Source organism: Streptomyces sp. NPDC087428 (assembly GCF_044744085.1).
Classification (GTDB): domain Bacteria; phylum Actinomycetota; class Actinomycetes; order Streptomycetales; family Streptomycetaceae; genus Streptomyces.
In genome coordinates this window covers 199,200-217,422 of record NZ_JBIUXR010000010.1, presented here as the reverse complement: position 1 = coordinate 217,422, position 18,223 = coordinate 199,200, and the positions used below count along the sequence as shown (strand labels likewise).

The window sequence follows — 18,223 nt, the reverse complement described above, 5'->3', positions numbered from 1 at the left end:
AAAGTGTGCGACACCGGAGTTTCAGGGCGGCAACGGCACTGGTGGCACTGGCTCTTGTCGGCGGGGCCGTGGTCCCCGCCGCCGCGACGCCACGGCCCACCGTCGACGGCGTCTGGCGTGTGAACGGCTACGGCACCGTCCTGTCGATCGCGGACGGGCGCCTTCAGGAGTACCAGACCACCGCTGTCGGCTGTCTGGAGGGCGAGACGTCGGAGCGCACGGCACAAGGCGTGTACCGGTCCGCCGACGGGACGCTCCTCACCGTCCGGCCCACCGGGTCGTTGGAGGTGTCCGGGTCGCCGGGGCACCGGGAGCTGCGGCGCCTCGCGCGGCTTCCGGCGGCGTGCGGGCGGCCCGCGTCCACGGACGCGGTGGCGACGTTTGACGTCTTCTGGCAGTCCTTCGAGGAGAACTACCCCTTCTTCGCCGCCAAGGGCATCGACTGGCATGCCGTACGGGACACGTACCGGCCGAAGGTGCACGCGGGCACGACCAGGGACGAGCTTTTCGCCCTGTTCAGCGAGATGGTGACGCCGCTGTACGACGCGCACGTGGCCGTCTTCGACGGCGACCGGCACTTCGCCCAGGTGCGCCCGGGTACGACCATGATCGGCGAGAAGCTGGACACCAGGGTCAAGAAGTACATCGTGCGGCGCGACCTCAACGGCCGGAAGCCGCGGGAGTTCGCGAGCGGCCGGATCAGCTATGCGGACCTGCCCGGCGGGCGGGGCTATCTGCGGATCTCCGGGTTCGGCGGCTACAACCCGCGGGACCCCTCGTACGCCGCCCAGCTCGCCGAGCTCGACAAGGCGCTGAACGCGGTCCTCACCGCAGGGCGCACGGCCTCGCTCACCGGGCTGATCATCGATCTGCGGCTCAACGGCGGCGGCTCCGACGCCCTCGGCCTGCACATCGCCGAGCGCCTGACCGACACGGCGTACGTGGCCTACCGGAAGCGCACCCAGTACACGCGTCCGCAGCCCATCGCCGTGAATCCGGCGCGCGACGTCCCCCGGTACGGCGGTCCGGTCGCCGTGCTGACGGCCGGGACGACCTTCAGCGCGGGCGAGACGTTCACCCAGGCCCTCATCGACCGGCCCGGCCGGACCGTCCGCATCGGGCAGAACACGCAGGGCGTCTTCTCGGACACCCTGGACCGCACGCTGCCCAACGGCATGGCGGTCTGGCTCCCGAACGAGGAGTTCCTGAACCGCTCGGGCCGGACCTTCGACGGCGCGGGCATCCCGCCCCACATCCGTACACCCGTCTTCACCGAGGAGGAGTTCGCGAAGAACCGCGACTCGGCGTTCGACGCGGCGGTCGCGGCGCTCCGGGGCCCGGAGTGAAGGATTCACTCAAGCCCTCTCCGTCCGACCGTGGTCAAGATCCGCCGGGTCACGGGTCTGTCCCAGCGGGCGGTGACCGGGAAAAGCCGCGGAACGGGGGCGGGAACGGCCGTCCCGGCTGGCCGGCGCGGTGGCGTGAGCGCCGGTGGTCCGTCCTTCTCCGGGACGTGCGTGTAACAGGCATGTCTTAGGGGGTGGTTGGGCGGAACGGTCCGTCGCTCCGGACCGCTCTTGGTGGTCAGGAACGCCCGCTCGTACCGATCCGTACCGATCTGTACCGAGCGGCCGGCGCCCCCCACCGATGCTGAGGAAGAAACCATGCGCGCTCAAAAGCTCACCTTCGCCGCCCTGATCGTCGCCGCCGGTCTCTCGCTCACGGCCTGCCAGAACGGCGACGACGGCGCCACCGGAGCGAGCGACCCGTCGTCCGGGTCGTCCGCCTCCGCCGCGTCCTCCTCGACCGGCGGTTCGGGCTCGGGCGGTTCCGATCAGGACAGCGGGAAGGACTCCGCCGGGAAGGGCTCCGGCGGAACGAGCACCGGCGGGAAGGGCACCGCCGGCGGGACCGGGTCCGGGACCGGGTCCGGCGACAGCGGCAAGGGCGGCAAGTGCCGCACCGACGGGCTGGAGATCACGGCGATGGACAACTTCATCGACGGCGACCCCGACGGGACGGTCGCGGTGGAGATGAAGAACACCAGCGGCCAGGACTGCGTGATCTCCGGGTTCGCGGGCGTCGACCTGAAGACCAACGCGGGGTCGCTGTCCGCCGAGCGCACGGGTGCGCCCGGCGAGCCGTACACCCTCAAGAACGGGTCGCAGATCGCCTTCGCCATCAACTACCCGCTCAACGAGTCGGGCGGTTCCGGCGTCCGCATCACGGGTCTCGTGGTGACCCCGCCGAACGAGACCAAGTCGGTCACCCTCGCCTGGCCGGGCCGGGGCACGCTGCCCGCCACGGACGGCAGCGGTACCCCGGTGAAGGTCGGCCCGATCGGGAGCGCCGGCCAGGGCGGCTGACCCGCGATGCCCGGATGCGCCGGCCGAGTGCGCGAGCACTCGGGGTCGCGAAGAGGTATCCCGAGACGCTTGTCAGGGCCTGTCCGGTGGTCATACCGGACGGGCCCTGACGTGTTACGGGACGGCTCAGCGCTTGAGCATGAAGCTGAAGTCGCCGGACGTCCTGCCGCTCAGCCGGATCGCGGAGACGAGTTTCCCCTCCGCGAGCAGTCGCCCGACCGCCGCCCGCGACAGACCGCACCCTTCAGCGATCAGCCGCACCGGCCGCACCGGAATCCGCGCCGCGAAGCCGACCGATATGTCGATCACCTCGCGGTCCAGGTGATCCGATCCACCGGTGTCGAGGCGCCAGGCATCGCTCCAGTCGAGAGCGACGCGATTGCGGCGCCGCACGCCCGGGTCCTGGAGCAGCTCGGCGGCCAGGCCGGGGTCGTTGTCGTGCATCCGGTCCAGCAGCTCAGGCCGTACGGAGCGCACTTGCGTCCGCTCCAGGACCGTGAGCTTCGTGGTGTCCCCGCAGCCGGTGCAGAGGGCGAGGAGCCAGGCGTCGAGCAGCTTGTGATGCGCGTTGACACGGAATTTGCCGTGCGTCCGGAAGCTCTCGGACGCGCACGTGTGGCAACGGCGGAGAACGAGTGGCAGGCAAGTGGGCATGACGACCCAGTTGTTGAGCACAGGGGTACACCGGTTTCAGTGAGAAGTCCGCAGCGAGAAGCGGCGCGGCGCACAGGTGCGACGCGCGACAGATCAGCAGGTGGGAGGTCTCAAACGGTGTACAACGGAACGCCCTTGCCTAGACGACGTGGTGCGGCAGCACGGTAACTGCGCACGACGGCACCGCTCCAGTGGTTTTCGGGGGCCTCGCCGGAAAGCGCGCTTACCCGGGAGGTAATCGCCGTGGGCCGCCCGTCCTGGCAACAATGGTGACGTCCACGTCGGAGGGCGTGAGTGACGAACTGGAGGACCGGTCATGACCGTTGACACCCCTACGACCACCCGCGCCGCGGTGGAGCAGTTGCTGCACCGGATCGGCGAGGGCGACCCCGAGCGCATCGCCGAGCTGTACGCGGAGCGGGGCGACTGGAAGCTGGACTGGCCGGAGGCCGAACACGGCCGCACCGCCACCCCGTGGATCCGCCACCGGTCCACCCGCGCCGATGCCGCCGTCCACTACCGCGAGCTGGCCGAGCACCACGTGCCCGGGGCGGCGGCCACCGAGATCGAGCGCATCCTCGTGGACGGCGACGACGCGGTCGTGTTCGGCGAGATCCGGCAGACCGCCCGCCCCACCGGACGCGCCTACCGCGCACGGTTCGCCCTGCACCTCACGTTCGAGCGGGGTCTGGTCACCCGGCACCATGTCTACGAGGACAGCCTCGCGGTGGCCGAGGCGTTCGAGGCGTAGGGGCCGAGCGCGGACGTCGCTCCGTCCGGCCGTCACTTGGCCTTCGACGCGGCGGTCGCCGCCCTGCGGCGCCGGGTCCTGTCGTCACCGCGCCTCCTGGCCCGGAAGACCAAGGTGGTCATCGGCGGTGCGCCCGCCGGGCCGGGATCGCGGATCGTGTCGGTGTCCGACAGCTCGAAGCCGTGCCCGGCCAGGAGCTTCTCCCACACGGACGTGTCGAGTACCCAGCGCCGCATGGTGCCGGGGGAGCCGTCGGCCCGGCGGGTGGGAATGTCGGCGGCCCGGCACTCCGTCGCGGGCGCGCCGCCGCCCTTGTAGTGACCGAGCGTCGAGAAGACCAGTCTTCCCCCTGGGCGCAGTGCGGTCGCGAGGGCCGGGAGGAGGGCCCGTGGCTCCGAGAAGTCGAGTGCGCCGAAGAGTGAATACGCCACATCGATCGTCCCTGGACCACGGTTCAGGAATGCGGCGGCGTCCGTGTGAACGGGTTCCAGGCCGGGGATGTCTCCGTACAGCGTGCGGCTGTTGGCGTGCTGCGCGGGAGAGCTGTCGAGGCAGATGAGGCGTGCGGGTTCGAGGAACGTGGCGATGTGCGCCGCCTGGTGACCGGCGCCGGCACCGAGTTCGACGGCCGTCAGTCCGGCCAGGTCGCCGAGCAGTTCGGCACCGGGCCCCGTGCGCTGGTACCAGTCCCAATGGATGCGGTTCATGACGCGGCGGGCCGGGTTGCTGTCGTAGTGCTGCCAGAGATCCGAAGCAGCCGCGCTGGAGGCCGGGGATGGAGTCACGGCCCATATCCTGGGCCTCAGGCAAAGATCATGACGGTGGTGGCACCGAATTCACCCGGGTGCGTCCGGGAACGCACAGGGGCCGGCTCCGTTCCACCTGCACAGTGGGGCTTCCCTGGCACGGAGACCGGCGAGGGAAGGACGGCCAGGAGTGCTGGAGCGGCTGAATCAGGCGGTGGACTACATCGAGGAGCACCTCGGTGAGCCCATCGACATGGCCGAGCCGGCCCGTATCGCCATGACGTCCGAGTACCACTTCCGGCGGATGTTCTCCGCGTTGGCGGGCATCCCGCTCTCCGAGTACGTCCGACGGAGGCGGCTGACGCTCGCCGGGGCCGAAGTGCTCGCCGGGGAGCGGACGCTGCTCGATGTCGCGGTGCGGTACGGGTACGGCTCGGGGGAGGCGTTCGCGCGGGCCTTTCGTGCGGTGCACGGGGTCGGCCCCGGCGAGGCGCGGCGGACGGGTGCGGCGCTGAACTCCCAGCCCCGGATGTCCTTCCGGCTGATCGTCGAGGGGCGGAGCAGTATGCGGTACCGGGTGGTCGAGAAGGAGGGGTTCAGGCTCGTGGGCAGGGGGACGCGGGTCCCGTTGGTCTACGAGGGGATGAACCCGGCCATCGTCGAGTTCGTCAGAGGCATCGGCAAGGAGACGCTGGGGCGCTGGGAGGCGTATGCGAACGGGGAGCCCGGAGGGGTCCTCGCCGTCGTCAGCGACCACTGCGCCGATGACGTGGAGGGCACCGAACTCGGCTACTTCCAAGGGGTGGTGAGTGACGCGGAGGTGCCCGGGGCCTCGGAGAGCCTCCGCGTGGAGCCGGGGACATGGGCGGTGTTCGAGTCCTCGGGGGAGTTCCCGTCGGCGGTCCAGTACCTCTGGCGGGACGTGTACACGCAGTGGTTCCCGTCGAACCCGTACCGGAGCCGGCCAGGTCCGTCGCTCTCGCGTACGAGGGTGTCGCAGGACGGTGCGCACGCGGACGCGGAGGTGTGGATTCCGGTGGAGCGGGTGGGCGGCTGAACCCTGGCCGAGGCCACCCCCGGCCGGCGGCGGCCTCGGCCGGGGAGCGTCACGCAGCGGCAGCGGCGACGCAGAACTCGTTGCCCTCCGGGTCCGCCATCATCACGTGGTGCCCGTCGAACACCTCCAGGACGCTCCCGCCCGCCCGCACCAGCCGCGCGGACTCCGCCTCGATCCGTGCCCACCGCTCGTCGGTGCTGCCGTGCCCCGGTACGCGGACGTCGATGTGGAGCCGGTTCTTCGCCGTCTTGGGCTCGGGGACCTTGAGGATGGCCAGACGGGGGCCGTTGCCGTCGGGATCGCAGAGCCATGCGCCATCGTCGACGGAGTCGTCCTCCGGCAGGTCGAAGGACGCGTGCCACTCCTCGCGGGTCGTGAAGGGGGCCGGCGGCGGCTCGTCGATGTAGCCGAGGGCCGTTTTCCAGAACACGGCGAGGGATTGGGCGTCCGCACAGTCGAGCGTCAGGTCGATTTTGGCTGCCATGGGGCGACCGTACTGCGCGCCTCTGACAGTCGGCCGGTCGGCGGCTGCCGCGCCTGGCTCCCCCGATATCGATTTCCGCCAAATCGGAGCGTGCAAAAGGATGTTGTGGGCAGGTGCCGGGGAAGAGCCGTGTCGCGGTCAACCCGATGGCCCGCGCCACGCGTCTCTCCAGGTTCCCGGCCCGCGACGGCGCCGTACCGATACCGCTTCATCAGCTGGAGAACGATCTTGACGAACGACGAACACGACCGGACCGACGTGCATCCCGAGGCACCGTGGTGGTGGGGCATCGGCCCGGTGGGGGCCGTCCTCGTCATCATCGCCGGGGTCGCCTGGGCGCTGTGGGCGTTCCTGGGCTCCGGCGACGCGGACGTGCCGGTGGTCGGCTACCAGGTGGGCAAGATCATCGCCATCGGGCTGGTGCTCCTCGGCGCAGCCGTCATGGAACACTTCCGCAGCCGTCATGCGCGTGCGCACAAGGCAGCGGAGGACGGGCCGGCCACCTGAGGCGTGGAGGGGCCCCGCGAGCTTTCCGCGGGACCCCTCCTCCGTGACGTCGGCCAGGACCGGCCTGGGCCGGGCTACTTCTTGAAGCCGTAGTCCATGAGCTTCTTCGCGTCCGCGGTCCGGGTGGACTCGGACGTGGCCGTCAGGACCGTACCGATGACCGTCTTGCCGCTGCGAGTCGCGGCGAAGACCAGGCAGTACTTGGCAGCCGGGCCGGAGCCGGTCTTCACACCGATCGCGCCGCTGTACGTGCCCAGCAGCTTGTTGGTGTTCGTCCACGACATGTAGCGGTAGCCACCGCTCTTCGTCGTGACCTTCTGCTTCGTCGACTTCGTCTTCACGACGGTGCGGAAGGTGGAGTACTTCATCGCGCTGCTGGCGAGCTTCGTCAGGTCGCGCGGGGTCGAGTAGTTGGACCCGTTCCCTATGCCGTCGAACGAGTCGAAGTGGGTGTTCTTCAGCCCGAGCGTCTTCGCGGTGCTGTTCATCTTGCCGATGAACGACTTCACCCGGGCGGCGCGCGTGGAGCCGGAGCCGAACTTGTCGGCCAGCGCGTACGCGGCGTCGCAGCCGGACGGCAGCATCAGGCCGTACAGCAGCTGACCGACCGTGACCTTGTCGCCCACGATGAGGCGGGCCGAGGACGCGCCCTTGGAGACGATGTAGTCGCTGTACGCCTTCTGGACCGTGACCTTGGTATTCAGGTTCAGGCCCTTCTGGGCCAGCACCACCCGGGCGGTCATGATCTTCGTGGTCGAGCCGGTCGAACGGCGGGTGTCCGCGGCCTTGGTGAAGAGGGTCTTCCCGGTGCCGTTGTTCATCACGAAGCCGCCCTTGGCGACGATCGTCGGCGGCTTCGGCGCGGCGGCCTGAGCCTGGGAGGCGAACGCGCCTCCCGCGATGACGGCACCTGCGGTGAGGGCGACCGTAGCGGTGGCCGATACGCGCCTTATGCCCTTAATGCCGATATTCAAGTTGAACGCTCCAAATGCCCCTGGAATGCGGCCACATGAGGGTGCCGCGCGCTGATGAGACTCGTCAGGCCGGTGAATGGTTGTGGCGCACGAGGAGTGATTTTCTACGACATCCCGAGATGCGGATTCCACGGGCGCGCACACGCCGTGGCCGTCCGCATACTGGAACGGTTCCGTCATGCGTCCATGTTGTATCTATGCTGTGCGCATGCCTGCCCCAGCCGCGTCCCCCGTCCGTCCGCCCGTGAAGCGGCCCCCCGCCGCCGAGCGCGTCTACACCCACATCAAGGAAGCGGTCCTGGACCGCCGGTACGAGGGCGGGACGCTCCTCACCGAGGGCGATCTCGCGGACGCCGTGGGGGTCTCCCGCACGCCCGTGCGCGAGGCGCTGCTCCGGCTGGAGGTGGAGGGGCTGATCAAGCTCTATCCGAAGAAGGGCGCCCTGGTGCTCGCCGTCTCCGCGCAGGAGATCGCGGACGTCGTGGAGACCCGGCTGCTCGTCGAGGAGTTCGCGGTGCGCCGGGCCGTGCCCGCGTCGGCGAAGCTGATCGCCCGGCTGGAGGGGCTCCTTGAGGAGCAGCGGCAGATGTCGGAGGCCGGCGATCTGGCGGCCGTCTCGGTGAAGGACCGCTGCTTCCACGCCGAGATCGTCCGGCACGCCGGCAACGAGATCCTGTCCCGCCTCTACGACCAGCTGCGCGACCGCCAGCTGCGGATGGGCGTCGCCGTCATGGAGGCCCACCCCGGCAGGATCGCCGCCAACATCGCGGAGCACGGCGAGCTGCTGGACGCGATCAGGGCCGGTGACGCGGACGGTGCCGCACACGTCGTGCGCCGTCATGTGAGCCGGGTCAAGGTGCTGGTCAGGGGTGAGGACCGGTGAGTTACGCCGCCTCCCCCACCCTGTCCCTGCCCGGCGATCCGCCCGGTGGCCGGCGTGCCGCCCGGGTCTGGGGCATCGGGGTCGCCGTCTACTTCGTCGCCATCATCTTCCGGACCAGCCTGGGCGTCGCCGGGCTCGACGCCGCCGACCGGTTCGACGTCAACGCCTCCGCGCTCTCCACCTTCTCCATCCTCCAGCTGCTGGTCTACGCGGGCATGCAGATACCCGTCGGCCTGATGGTGGACCGGCTGGGCACCAAGAAGGTGCTCACCATCGGCGCCGTCCTGTTCACCCTCGGGCAGCTCGGCTTCGCGCTCTCCCCCTCCTACGGTGCCGCGCTGGCCTCCCGCGCCCTGCTGGGCTGTGGTGACGCGATGACGTTCATCAGCGTGCTGCGGCTGGGCGCGCGCTGGTTCCCGGCCCGGCGCGGCCCGATGATCGGGCAGGTCGCCGCCCTCTTCGGGATGGCGGGCAACCTCGTCTCCACGCTGGTGATCGCCCGCTCCCTGCACGGCCTCGGCTGGACCACCACGTTCGTCGGCAGCTCGCTCGCCGGGGTCGTGGTGCTGGTCCTGCTGCTCCTCTTCCTGAAGGACCACCCCGAGGGGCACGCGCCGCCGCCCGCCGAGCACGCCGGCGGGGCGTACGTGCGCAGGCAGATCGCCGCCGCCTGGCGCGAACCCGGCACCCGGCTCGGGATGTGGGTGCACTTCACCACGCAGTTCCCGGCCATGGTGTTCCTGCTGCTGTGGGGGATGCCGTTCCTCGTCGAGGCGCAGGGGCTGAGCCGGGGGACCGCGGGGGAGCTGCTCACCCTGGTGGTGCTCTCCAACATGGCCGTCGGCCTCGTCTACGGGCAGATCATCGCCCGCCACCACGCGGCCCGTGTCCCGCTCGCGCTGGGCACGGTCGCGATGACGGCACTGCTCTGGGCGTCGGTGATCCTGCACCCCGGGGACCACGCGCCGATGTGGCTGCTGGTCACGTTGTGCGTGGTGCTCGGCGCCTGCGGACCCGCGTCGATGATCGGCTTCGACTTCGCCCGCCCGGCCAATCCGCCGGAGCGCCAGGGCACCGCGTCGGGGATCGTCAACATGGGCGGCTTCGTCGCCTCGATGACCACGCTGTTCGCCGTCGGTGTGCTGCTGGACGCGACCGGCGACAACTACCGCATCGCGTTCGCCTCGGTCTTCGTCCTGGAGGCGCTCGGCGTCGTGCAGATCCTGCGGCTGCGGGCCAGGGCCGCGCACCGGGAGCGCGAGCACCACGTGATCAGCCGGGTGGAGGCCGTGCACGTACCCGCGTAACCGTGCGAACGGCGGCGTAACCGTGCGAACGGCGGCGTAACCGCGCGAACGGCGGCGCGCCCGTGGAAACGGCGGCGCGTCCGTGGAAACGGCGGCGCGTCCGTGGAAACGGCGGCGCGTCCGTGGAAACGGCGGCGCGCCCGTCCCCCTTCGCGGTGCTCGGGGCGGGCGTCGCCGGTTGCCGTGACGGGGCGCCGGTCGCGGTGACTACGGGGTGACGGCGAAGTTCGCCAGGATGGCGGCGGCCAGCTCCTGATCGCCCTCGGCCTTGATGCCGTCCGCGACCGCGCTCGCCCGCACCCGGCCGCAGGCCAGCCGTACGTACGTCTCCCAGTCCATCGCCAGCGTCACCGCGGGGCCCAGCGACGGCGCGCCGTCCACCGAACCGCGGCCCTCCGCGTCGACCCGGACGGTCCGCAGGAACTCCACCGGTCCGTGCACATCCAGCACGACCGCCGAGTTGGGCGGTGCGCCCGCGTCCTTGGCGACCACCTTCGGCAGCGCGGCCAGCAGGGTGTCCCGGACGATCGCGGCACCGGGGGAGTCCAGATTGCCGGGCTTCCCCAGCGTCGTGCGCAGATCCTGCTCGTGCACCCAGACGTCGAAGGCGCGCATCCGCAGCGCCAGTTCGAGGGTCTGCTCGGCGCCGAGCGGCGCCCGCGTCATGGTCTCCGGGGCACGCGTCTCGTTGCGCAGCTGACGGGCCCGGCGGATGATCGTGTACTCCAGCTCGGAGGTCATCTCCGGTGCGGTGTGGTGGCGCCGCACATCGACCTGCATCTCCATGTAGCGGGCGAAGTCGCTCTGCACATGGTAGAGATCGCGCGGCAGCGTGTGGATGGGGCGCGGGTCGCCGAGCTGCTCGGACTCCATGCCGATGATGTGCGACACGATGTCACGCACCGACCAGTTGGGACATGGAGTACGGCCGTTCCACTCCCCCTCGGTGAGCGGGTTCACCAGCTCGGCTATCGACTCGATGGAATGGGTCCAGGCGTCGGCGTAGGTCTGGAGGCTGGGATGGACGGTCACGGGACCCCTCGTGCGGTTCTGCGGTGCATGGGCTGGAGAACTGGGCGCGGACGGCGGGCTGCGAGCTGCAATGAGGTTCGGTCGGTCCAAGTTACGCTGCGAGCAGGCACCCCGGCAGTGCTTTCGTGTGACGATCGTAGGCCCGTGTTGACGGCTCATATGCCAGGACGGTGGTAGTGTGCGCGCCTCTCTCATCCAGATCGCAGTAGACCCGGACGAATCCATCGACGCCCGCAGGGAGCGTGCGGCTTCGCTGGTCGCGGCCCAACGGGGCGCGGATCTGGTGGTCCTGCCCGAGCTCTGGCCGGTCGGGGCGTTCGCCTACACGGAGTTCGAGGACGAGGCCGAACCGCTCTCCGGCCCCACGCACGAGGTGATGGCCAAGGCCGCCGCCGATGCCGGGGTCTGGCTGCACGCCGGTTCCTTCGTCGAGCGGGCCGACGACGGCACGCTCTACAACACCACGCTCGTCTTCACCCCCGAGGGTGAACGGGCCGCCGCGTACCGCAAAATCCACCGCTTCGGCTTCGACAAGGGCGAGGCGGTCATGATGGGCGCCGGCGACGAGCTGGTCACGCTCGCCCTGCCGCAGACCACGATCGGCCTCGCCACCTGCTACGACCTGCGCTTCCCGGAGATGTTCCGCGGGCTGGTCGACGCGGGCGCCGAGACCCTGGTCGTCGCGGCGGGCTGGCCCGAGCGCCGCCGCGCCCACTGGACGCTGCTCGCCCAGGCGCGGGCCGTCGAGAACCAGGCGTACGTACTGGCCGTCGGCTGCGCCGGCACCCACGCCGGAGTCCCGCAGGCCGGGCACAGCATCGTCGTCGACCCCTGGGGCGAGGTGCTCGCGGAGGCGGGTGCGGGCGAAGAGGTGCTGAGCGTGGAGTTCGACCCGTCGCGGGTCGCCGCCACCCGGGAGCAGTTCCCGGCCCTCAAGGACCGCCGCCTGGGACTCGCGCCGCCGACTGTTCGCGGCTGAGCCCTTCCGTGCGGACCGGTGCCTGTTTCACGTGAAACAGGCACCGCCGGTCCTCAGTCGTCGTGCTCCTTCTCCGCGAGCACGATCGCGCACACCGCCACCGCGATCAACAGCGCCGTGTCGGCGTCGTCCCGCACGATGTCGATCCCGTACGTGTCCCGGATGGTCAGCCAGCGGCGCGAGATCTGGGCCAGCAGCTCCCCGTCGTAGTCCACCGCGAACTCGCGGTCCAGGATCTTGCCGCTGACATCGAGCTCGGTGCCGTCCACCAGCGTCACCCGGTAGTGGTTGCGGAGCAGCGAGAGCCGTTTCCGCTTGACCTTGGCCAGCTGCTCGCCGTCCCGCTCGATCAGCATGGTGTCGCGCAGGCTGATCAGCTTCTGCTTGATCTCGACGACGATCCGGCCCTGGGCGTCCTTCAGCTCGAAGGTGTCACGCAGCCGCATGGCCTTGCCGTCGACGAGGAAGACCTTGCGGCCGTCCGCGTCCTCGATCCAGTAGTCGTCGCCGATGCCGAACACTCGCTCACGTACGAGAAGTCTCATGGCTCACAGGTTCCCCGAGGTACCTGTGGAATGCGTGGACGCCACGGTGATGTTGACTGTTGACATGGCAACACGTGCGCGCGTCAGGGCCCCCGAACTGATCGGCAAGGGCGGCTGGCTCAATACAGGCGACCAGCAGTACACCCTCGCTGACCTGCGAGGACGCATCGTGATCTTGGACTTCTGGACGTTCTGCTGTGTGAACTGCCTGCATGTCCTCGATGAGCTGCGCGAGCTGGAGGAGAAGCACCGCGACACTGTGGTGATCATCGGCGTCCACTCGCCGAAGTTCGTCCACGAGGCGGAGCACCAGGCCGTGGTCGACGCCGTCGAGCGGTACGAGGTGCACCACCCGGTGCTGGACGATCCCGAGCTCGCCACGTGGAAGCAGTACGCCGTACGCGCCTGGCCGACGCTCGTCGTCGTCGACCCCGAGGGCTATGTCGTCGCCCAGCACGCGGGCGAGGGCCACGCCCACGCCATCGAGAAGCTGGTCGAGGAGCTGGAGGCCGAGCACGCCGCGAAGGGCACCCTGCGACGTGGCGACGGGCCGTACGTGGCGCCCGAGCCGGTCGCGACGCACCTGCGGTTCCCCGGCAAGGCGCTGCTGCTGGCCGACGGCGGCTTCCTGGTCTCCGACACCACCCGCCACCGGCTGGTCGAGCTGGACGCGGACGGCGAGACCGTCCGCCGCCACTTCGGCACCGGCGACCGCGGGTTCACCGACGGCGGGCCGGCGGAGGTCCGGTTCAGCGAGCCGCAGGGGCTGGCGGTGCTGCCCGACGGGCGGATCGCCGTCGCCGACACGGTGAACCACGCGATCCGCGCGCTCGACCTGACCACCGGTGCGACGACCACCCTCGCGGGCAGCGGCCGCCAGTGGTGGCAGGGGGCGCCGACCAGCGGCGCGGGCCGCGAGGTCGACCTCTCCTCGCCGTGGGATGTCGCCTGGTTCGGCGGCAGGCTCTGGATCGCCATGGCGGGCGTGCACCAGCTGTGGACGTACGACCCCGCGGACGGCACCGTGCGGGTCGCGGCCGGCACCACGAACGAGGGCCTGGTCGACGGTCCGGGTGACGAGGCCTGGTTCGCCCAGCCGTCCGGGCTCGCCGCGACCGCCGACCGGCTCTGGGTCGCCGACTCGGAGACGTCCGCGCTGCGCTACGTCGATCTGGAGGGCGCTGTCCACACCGCCGTCGGCACCGGGCTCTTCGACTTCGGTCACCGCGACGGGGCCGCCGGCCAGGCGCTGCTCCAGCACCCGCTGGGCGTCACCGCGCTGCCCGACGGATCCGTCGCCGTCTGCGACACGTACAACCACGCCCTGCGCCGCTACGACCCGGCGAGCGGTGAGGTCACCACGCTCGCCACGGATCTGCGCGAGCCCAGCGACGCCGTGCTGGTGGACGGCGATCTCGTGGTCGTCGAGTCCGCCCGGCACCGGCTGACCAGGCTGCGGCTGCCCGAGGAGGCGGTACGCGTCGCCGATCAGGCGCACCGCACCCAGCGCGTCGCCACCGAGATCGCCCCGGGCACCCTCCGGCTCGACGTCGTCTTCCAGGCGCCCGCCGGCCAGAAGCTGGACACCCGGTACGGGCCCTCGACCCGGCTGCTGGTCTCCTCGACCCCGCCGGAGCTGCTGGCCGGGGGCGAGGGCGCGGGCACCGATCTGTTCCGCGATCTGGTCCTCGCGGACGGGGTGACCGAGGGCGTCCTGCACGTCTCGGCGATGGCCGCGTCCTGCGACGACGATCCCGCGAACGAGTACCCGGCCTGCCATGTCCACCAGCAGGACTGGGGCGTCCCCGTCCGCGTCAGTGCGGCGGGGACGCCCCGGCTGCCGCTCGTGCTCGCCGGGATGGACGAGCAGGGCTGACAGCCGTCCGGAGGGGACGGGGCCGAGCGGTTCAGAAGTCGTCGGCGCCGTTGCGCAGCTCGTACGTCCAGTAGCCGGTCTTGTACGTCGCCGGGTCGACGGCGACGCCCTCGGCGCCGGGTGCCCGCACGGTGGCCTGGCCGTCGCCGCCCTGGAGCCACACGGCGAACGCGGTCACGGGCTCGACGTCCTCGTCGGCGCCGCCGTCCGACAGCTTCACCAGCGCGTACGCCGGTGCGCCGGCATCGAGCACGACGGGGGCCTCCGGCCTGCTCCTGGCGACCGACGGGATGTTCTGCTTGTGGCTCTCCAGGAACTGGATCTGCGGGAAGCCCTTCATCTCGCACCTGTGGCCCGAGGTGTTCTTCGCCGTCAGGACGAGGTGGGTGTAGGGCGGGCCGTCCTGGGTGGCGGCGCTGATCCTGACGTCCTCCGTGGTGCAGAGCGGGGTGCTCGCGGACCCGGTGGTGCCGCCCTTGGCGGTCACGGGGGTCTTGGCCGCGGCGCCGCCCTTGGCACCACCGTCTTCCCCGGCCGGGGCGTCGTCCTTGGCGGCGGTGCCCTGCGCGGACTTGGCGGCGCTGTGGGCGGACTTGCTCGCCGGGCCCTCCGCCCTGGTGCCGGCGCCGCTGTCACCGCCGCAGGCGGTGAGTGCCAGGGCGAGTACGGCGGTGGTTGTGGCGGCCAGGGCCGTGGTGCGGTAGCGGAAGGCAGACATGTGTTTTCCCCCGTGCGGACGGTGAGGCGAGGGCCCGGCGCGTCGGTGAGTCGCGCCCGCCCGGCTGACAGCCATGAGTCTTCCGGGTGCCGCTCACGTTCCGCTGCCGTGCGGCTAACGTCCCGATGACGCCGGCCGCACCGCGCGCCCGTGGGCCACCCGCCGGTCACCCGGCGTCGGCGAGCCGCCGTAGCGCCTGTTCGTACCGCCGCACGTACTCCGCCCCCGAGGTCACCCGCAGCAGCGCCTCCAGCGACCCCACCGCGCCCTCGTCGTACCCGGCGCGCTCCGCCTCCGCGGCCGCCAGGTCCAGCAGCCGGACGCCCTCGCCCTCCGAGCCGAGGGCCAGGTGCGCCTCGCCGCTGACGGCCAGCAGGAGGACGCGACGGGCGGCCTCCTCGTGCTCGGGACCCAGATCGAACGCGGTCCGGGCGGAGTCCAGGGCGTCCTGCGGCCGGCCGGCCGTGAGCTGCATCCGGGCGAGGTGCTGGAGGGCGAGCATCTCGGTGTGCGCGTCGCGCTCCTGCCTGGCCAGCGCGAGGGCTCGCCCGCAGCTCTCCATCGCCTCCTCCGGACCGCCCTGTTCGGCGTGGACGATCGCCAGGTTGATCAGGGCCGTCGCCTCACCGAGCCGGTCCCCGGCCCGCCGGGCCAGACCCGGCGAGGGCGCAAGCGCCATCTCGGCGTCTGTGGTCCTGCCCTCCTCCGAGAGCACCCAGCCCAGCAGATTGCGCACGCGCGACTCGGCGTACGGGTCGCTCCGCGCGGCCGCCGCGTCCAGCGCCAGTTCCAGGACCGGGGCCCAGCCGTCCCTGGCCCGCCACACCACGTGCGGCCACTGGAGCAGGATGATCCGCCAGGCGCGGTCGTCGAGACCGGCGGTGCGGGCTGCCGCGGCCGCCAGGGACAGGTCCTCGCGCTCGGTGGCCAGCCAGTTCATCGCCTCGGCCCGGTCGGTGAAATCCCTCACGGCGGCCGGCCGCCGGTAGTCGTCCGGCAGGACGAAGCAGGGCTCGCCGCCCGGTTCGGCCGTGTCGGCGGCCGCGAGCGCGGTCGCGATGCAGTGGTCCAGGACGCCGAGGAGGGCGTCGGGCCCGGCCGCGGGATCGAGGCCGCGGGCGTAGAGGCGCACCAGATCGTGCAGCACCCAGCGCCCGGGGCTCGTCTCGCCGACGAGGTGGGCGGCGGCGAGCCGTTCCAGCGCCGCCGCCGCGACGACCGGGTCGCTGCCCGCGAGCGCGGCGGCGGTGTACGGGTCGAAGTGGTTGCCGGGGTGGTGGCCGAGCCGGGAGAAGTGGTGGACGGCGTCCGGCGGGAGCTGCTGCACGGTCAGCCGCAGCGCGGCGGAGACCCCGGTGTCCTCCACGTCGAGATACGTCAGCCGGCTGCGCTCGTCGGCCAGTTCGTCGGCCGTCCCGGCGAGTGTCCGGTGCGGGCGGCCCGCCAGCCGGGCCGCCGTGACCCGCAGGGCGAGCGGCAGCCCGCCGCACAGCTCAGCCAGCCGACGGGCCGCCACCGGTTCGGCGAGCACCCGCTCCTCACCGAGCACCCCGGCCAGCAGGGCGGTGCCGTCCGGCGGTTCGAGCACGTCCAGCGGCACCGGACGGGCGGCGTCCGAGGCGATCAGGCCGTCCAGCCGGTGCCTGCTGGTGACCAGCGTGACGCAGCCGGTGCCGCCCGGGAGCAGCGGCCTGACCTGGGCCGAGTCGCGGGCGTTGTCGAGGACGACGAGCAGGGTGCGCCGGTCGGTCAGCGAGCGGAAGAGCGCGGCGGCGGCCTGGGCGGACTCCGGGACCCGGCGGGGCGGGACGCCGAGCGCGAGCAGGAACTCGCGCAGGACCTCCAGCGACGTCGGCCGGCCCGTGTCGCCGAACCCGCGCAGATCGGCGAAGAGCCGGCCGTCCGGGAACGCGGCGGGGGAGCGGCGCGCCCAGTGCAGGGCCAGCGCGGTCTTGCCCACCCCGGCCGGTCCGGTGACCAGGCAGACGGGCGCCTCACCGGCCGCCGCCCGGGAGAGCGCGGCCAGCTCGGCCGCCCGGCCCTGGAAGCCGCGGGGGGCACGGGGCAGCAGATCGGCGGGGTGGGGGTCACCGCTCCCGGAGCCGCCCGGCGCGCCCGCGCCGGTGGTCCCTGACGCACCGGCTCCGGTGGCGCCCGGCGCCACGGCCACAGGACCGTCCCCCGGGACCGCCGCCGTCGCCGTGCCCGGTTCGGGTTCCGGGGCGCCGCGGAGGATCCGCGCGTACGCGTCCGCCAGTTCGCGTCCGGGGTCGATGCCCAGCTCGTCGGCGAGCAGCCGTCGTGTGCGGTGGAACCAGTCCAGCGCCTCCGACTGGCGCCCCGACCGGTGCAGCGCCGTCATCAGGGCCGCCGCCAGCGACTCCCGCATCGGATGGGCCACGGCCTCGGCCCGCAGCACCGCCGCCGCCCGGTGGTGCTCGCCCAGCACGGCGTAGGCGTGCGCCAGTTGCTCGACCGTCGTGAGCCTGGACTCCTCCAGTGCGTGCGCGGCCGCCTGGAGCGGTGCGCTCGGGTACGTACCGGTGAGCGCCGGCCCCTCCCACAGCGACAGGGCCTCCTTCAGCATCAGCGCGCTGTCGGCCGGGCCGCGCTGCTCCCGGGCCAGCATGAGCAGTTCCTCGAACCGGTGGGAGTCGAGCAGGGTCTCCGGCACCCGCAGCACGTACGCGTCGCCGAGCGTCGCCAGCTCGACCCCGTACGTCTCCGCGTCCGCGCCCGTCAACAGGGCGCGCAACCGGGACACATGGCCCTGGATGACGGTCCGGGCGTGCAGGGGAGGGGCGTCGTCCCAAAGACAGTCCGTCAGCCGGGCCACGGACACGGGGGTGTTGGCGCGCAGCAACAGGGCGGCGAGCAGACTCCGGCGCTTGGCGGGGCCGAGCGGCAGCGGCCCGGTCAGCGTGTCGACGCAGACGGTGCCGAGCAGCCGGAACTCCACGAGCTGCTCCCCCTCCGGGCATGACGCGCCCGGCGCCGGGTCACGGACGAGGTTCGAGAATATCCGGCTTCCCCGGCGCGCGGGGAGGGGGTGCGCCCGGTCCGACGGGCGCACCCGGCCGGATCACAGGTGGCGTTCGTCCTCGGAAACCACTGTGGTGGGGGGCACGACCATGCGGCGGCGCCGCATGACGCTCGCGTAGACGAAGACGCCGATGACGCCGACGATCATCATGATCCAGCCGACCATGTCGACGTTGACGCTGTCCATCTCCCAGTCGGTCGCGAACGCGAGTATCGCCCCCGCACCGATGAGAATGAAGCATCCTCCGAGTCCCATGAGTTCCGCCTCCTTGACAGCCCGGAAGCTCCGGTCCGTGTACGGA

The 18,223-nt window shown here is 71.7% G+C and carries 18 protein-coding genes; 9 read left to right on the top strand and 9 right to left on the bottom strand.

Annotation, left to right across the window (positions count from 1 at the left end):
• The first annotated feature begins 38 nt into the window (after positions 1–38).
• Positions 39–1,346 (top strand): S41 family peptidase, encoded by a 1,308-nt coding sequence (locus ACIO3R_RS22575; RefSeq protein WP_402108412.1) that lies wholly within the window; start codon positions 39–41, stop codon positions 1,344–1,346.
• 318 nt (positions 1,347–1,664) lie between these two features.
• A complete protein-coding gene (locus tag ACIO3R_RS22570) occupies positions 1,665–2,366 on the top strand; it encodes a DUF4232 domain-containing protein (protein ID WP_402108142.1) in 702 nt (233 codons plus the stop codon).
• A 126-nt stretch (positions 2,367–2,492) separates the two neighbouring features.
• On the opposite strand, the gene ACIO3R_RS22565 is transcribed toward ACIO3R_RS22570, so the two are convergent.
• Positions 2,493–3,041, bottom strand: coding sequence for a DUF1062 domain-containing protein (locus ACIO3R_RS22565; RefSeq protein ID WP_402108139.1), 549 nt, complete (start codon positions 3,039–3,041; stop codon positions 2,493–2,495).
• 295 nt (positions 3,042–3,336) lie between these two features.
• Here ACIO3R_RS22565 and ACIO3R_RS22560 point away from each other — a divergent pair, with 295 nt between their 5' ends.
• Entirely contained in the window at positions 3,337–3,771 is a 435-nt protein-coding gene (locus ACIO3R_RS22560; protein WP_402108137.1) for a nuclear transport factor 2 family protein, read from the top strand.
• Between the two features lie 32 nt (positions 3,772–3,803).
• On the opposite strand, the gene ACIO3R_RS22555 is transcribed toward ACIO3R_RS22560, so the two are convergent.
• A complete protein-coding gene (locus tag ACIO3R_RS22555) occupies positions 3,804–4,556 on the bottom strand; it encodes a methyltransferase domain-containing protein (RefSeq protein WP_402108135.1) in 753 nt (250 codons plus the stop codon).
• Positions 4,557–4,707: 151 nt separating this feature from the next.
• Between ACIO3R_RS22555 and ACIO3R_RS22550 the strand changes: the two genes are divergently transcribed.
• Positions 4,708–5,574: a helix-turn-helix domain-containing protein gene (locus tag ACIO3R_RS22550; protein ID WP_385034785.1), complete on the top strand. Its 867-nt coding sequence runs from the start codon at positions 4,708–4,710 to the stop codon at positions 5,572–5,574.
• A 49-nt stretch (positions 5,575–5,623) separates the two neighbouring features.
• On the opposite strand, the gene ACIO3R_RS22545 is transcribed toward ACIO3R_RS22550, so the two are convergent.
• On the bottom strand, positions 5,624–6,058 hold the full coding sequence (locus tag ACIO3R_RS22545) for a VOC family protein (protein WP_402108132.1): 435 nt from the start codon (positions 6,056–6,058) through the stop codon (positions 5,624–5,626).
• Positions 6,059–6,286: 228 nt separating this feature from the next.
• Between ACIO3R_RS22545 and ACIO3R_RS22540 the strand changes: the two genes are divergently transcribed.
• Positions 6,287–6,565, top strand: a complete 279-nt coding sequence (locus ACIO3R_RS22540) for a hypothetical protein (RefSeq protein ID WP_402108129.1) — start codon at positions 6,287–6,289, stop codon at positions 6,563–6,565.
• A gap of 74 nt (positions 6,566–6,639) precedes the next feature.
• On the opposite strand, the gene ACIO3R_RS22535 is transcribed toward ACIO3R_RS22540, so the two are convergent.
• Entirely contained in the window at positions 6,640–7,539 is a 900-nt protein-coding gene (locus tag ACIO3R_RS22535) for a D-alanyl-D-alanine carboxypeptidase family protein (RefSeq protein ID WP_385034780.1), read from the bottom strand.
• A gap of 208 nt (positions 7,540–7,747) precedes the next feature.
• Here ACIO3R_RS22535 and ACIO3R_RS22530 point away from each other — a divergent pair, with 208 nt between their 5' ends.
• Positions 7,748–8,422: a GntR family transcriptional regulator gene (locus tag ACIO3R_RS22530; protein WP_385345664.1), complete on the top strand. Its 675-nt coding sequence runs from the start codon at positions 7,748–7,750 to the stop codon at positions 8,420–8,422.
• Positions 8,419–9,729: a nitrate/nitrite transporter gene (locus ACIO3R_RS22525; RefSeq protein WP_385345666.1), complete on the top strand. Its 1,311-nt coding sequence runs from the start codon at positions 8,419–8,421 to the stop codon at positions 9,727–9,729. The genes ACIO3R_RS22530 and ACIO3R_RS22525 overlap by 4 nt, the downstream gene beginning before the upstream one ends.
• A 207-nt stretch (positions 9,730–9,936) precedes the next feature.
• Here ACIO3R_RS22525 and ACIO3R_RS22520 read toward each other — a convergent pair whose 3' ends face one another.
• A complete protein-coding gene (locus tag ACIO3R_RS22520; protein WP_385034773.1) occupies positions 9,937–10,761 on the bottom strand; it encodes a maleylpyruvate isomerase family mycothiol-dependent enzyme in 825 nt (274 codons plus the stop codon).
• A gap of 178 nt (positions 10,762–10,939) precedes the next feature.
• Here ACIO3R_RS22520 and ACIO3R_RS22515 point away from each other — a divergent pair, with 178 nt between their 5' ends.
• Positions 10,940–11,740: a carbon-nitrogen family hydrolase gene (locus ACIO3R_RS22515; protein WP_402108123.1), complete on the top strand. Its 801-nt coding sequence runs from the start codon at positions 10,940–10,942 to the stop codon at positions 11,738–11,740.
• 53 nt (positions 11,741–11,793) lie between these two features.
• Here ACIO3R_RS22515 and ACIO3R_RS22510 read toward each other — a convergent pair whose 3' ends face one another.
• Positions 11,794–12,285, bottom strand: coding sequence for an LURP-one-related/scramblase family protein (locus tag ACIO3R_RS22510; RefSeq protein WP_402108121.1), 492 nt, complete (start codon positions 12,283–12,285; stop codon positions 11,794–11,796).
• A gap of 64 nt (positions 12,286–12,349) precedes the next feature.
• Between ACIO3R_RS22510 and ACIO3R_RS22505 the strand changes: the two genes are divergently transcribed.
• Entirely contained in the window at positions 12,350–14,161 is a 1,812-nt protein-coding gene (locus ACIO3R_RS22505; RefSeq protein WP_402108118.1) for an NHL domain-containing thioredoxin family protein, read from the top strand.
• A 31-nt stretch (positions 14,162–14,192) separates the two neighbouring features.
• On the opposite strand, the gene ACIO3R_RS22500 is transcribed toward ACIO3R_RS22505, so the two are convergent.
• The 3 genes from ACIO3R_RS22500 to ACIO3R_RS22490 form a co-directional block, all read right to left on the bottom strand.
• Positions 14,193–14,879 (bottom strand): DUF4232 domain-containing protein, encoded by a 687-nt coding sequence (locus ACIO3R_RS22500; protein ID WP_402108115.1) that lies wholly within the window; start codon positions 14,877–14,879, stop codon positions 14,193–14,195.
• A 166-nt stretch (positions 14,880–15,045) separates the two neighbouring features.
• Complete coding sequence (locus ACIO3R_RS22495; protein WP_402108112.1) at positions 15,046–17,838, bottom strand: BTAD domain-containing putative transcriptional regulator; 2,793 nt, start codon at positions 17,836–17,838, stop codon at positions 15,046–15,048.
• Positions 17,839–17,961: 123 nt separating this feature from the next.
• On the bottom strand, positions 17,962–18,177 hold the full coding sequence (locus ACIO3R_RS22490; RefSeq protein WP_385041198.1) for a DUF6458 family protein: 216 nt from the start codon (positions 18,175–18,177) through the stop codon (positions 17,962–17,964).
• Between the last annotated feature and the right edge of the window lie 46 nt (positions 18,178–18,223).

Coding starts and splice junctions, on each gene's coding strand:
- ACIO3R_RS22545 (WP_402108132.1), bottom strand. CDS start 6,058: ATGGCAGCCAAAATCGACCTGACGCTCGACTGTGCGGACGCCCAATCC.
- ACIO3R_RS22510 (WP_402108121.1), bottom strand. CDS start 12,285: ATGAGACTTCTCGTACGTGAGCGAGTGTTCGGCATCGGCGACGACTAC.
- ACIO3R_RS22560 (WP_402108137.1), top strand. CDS start 3,337: ATGACCGTTGACACCCCTACGACCACCCGCGCCGCGGTGGAGCAGTTG.
- ACIO3R_RS22505 (WP_402108118.1), top strand. CDS start 12,350: ATGGCAACACGTGCGCGCGTCAGGGCCCCCGAACTGATCGGCAAGGGC.
- ACIO3R_RS22500 (WP_402108115.1), bottom strand. CDS start 14,879: ATGTCTGCCTTCCGCTACCGCACCACGGCCCTGGCCGCCACAACCACC.
- ACIO3R_RS22490 (WP_385041198.1), bottom strand. CDS start 18,177: ATGGGACTCGGAGGATGCTTCATTCTCATCGGTGCGGGGGCGATACTC.
- ACIO3R_RS22570 (WP_402108142.1), top strand. CDS start 1,665: ATGCGCGCTCAAAAGCTCACCTTCGCCGCCCTGATCGTCGCCGCCGGT.
- ACIO3R_RS22530 (WP_385345664.1), top strand. CDS start 7,748: ATGCCTGCCCCAGCCGCGTCCCCCGTCCGTCCGCCCGTGAAGCGGCCC.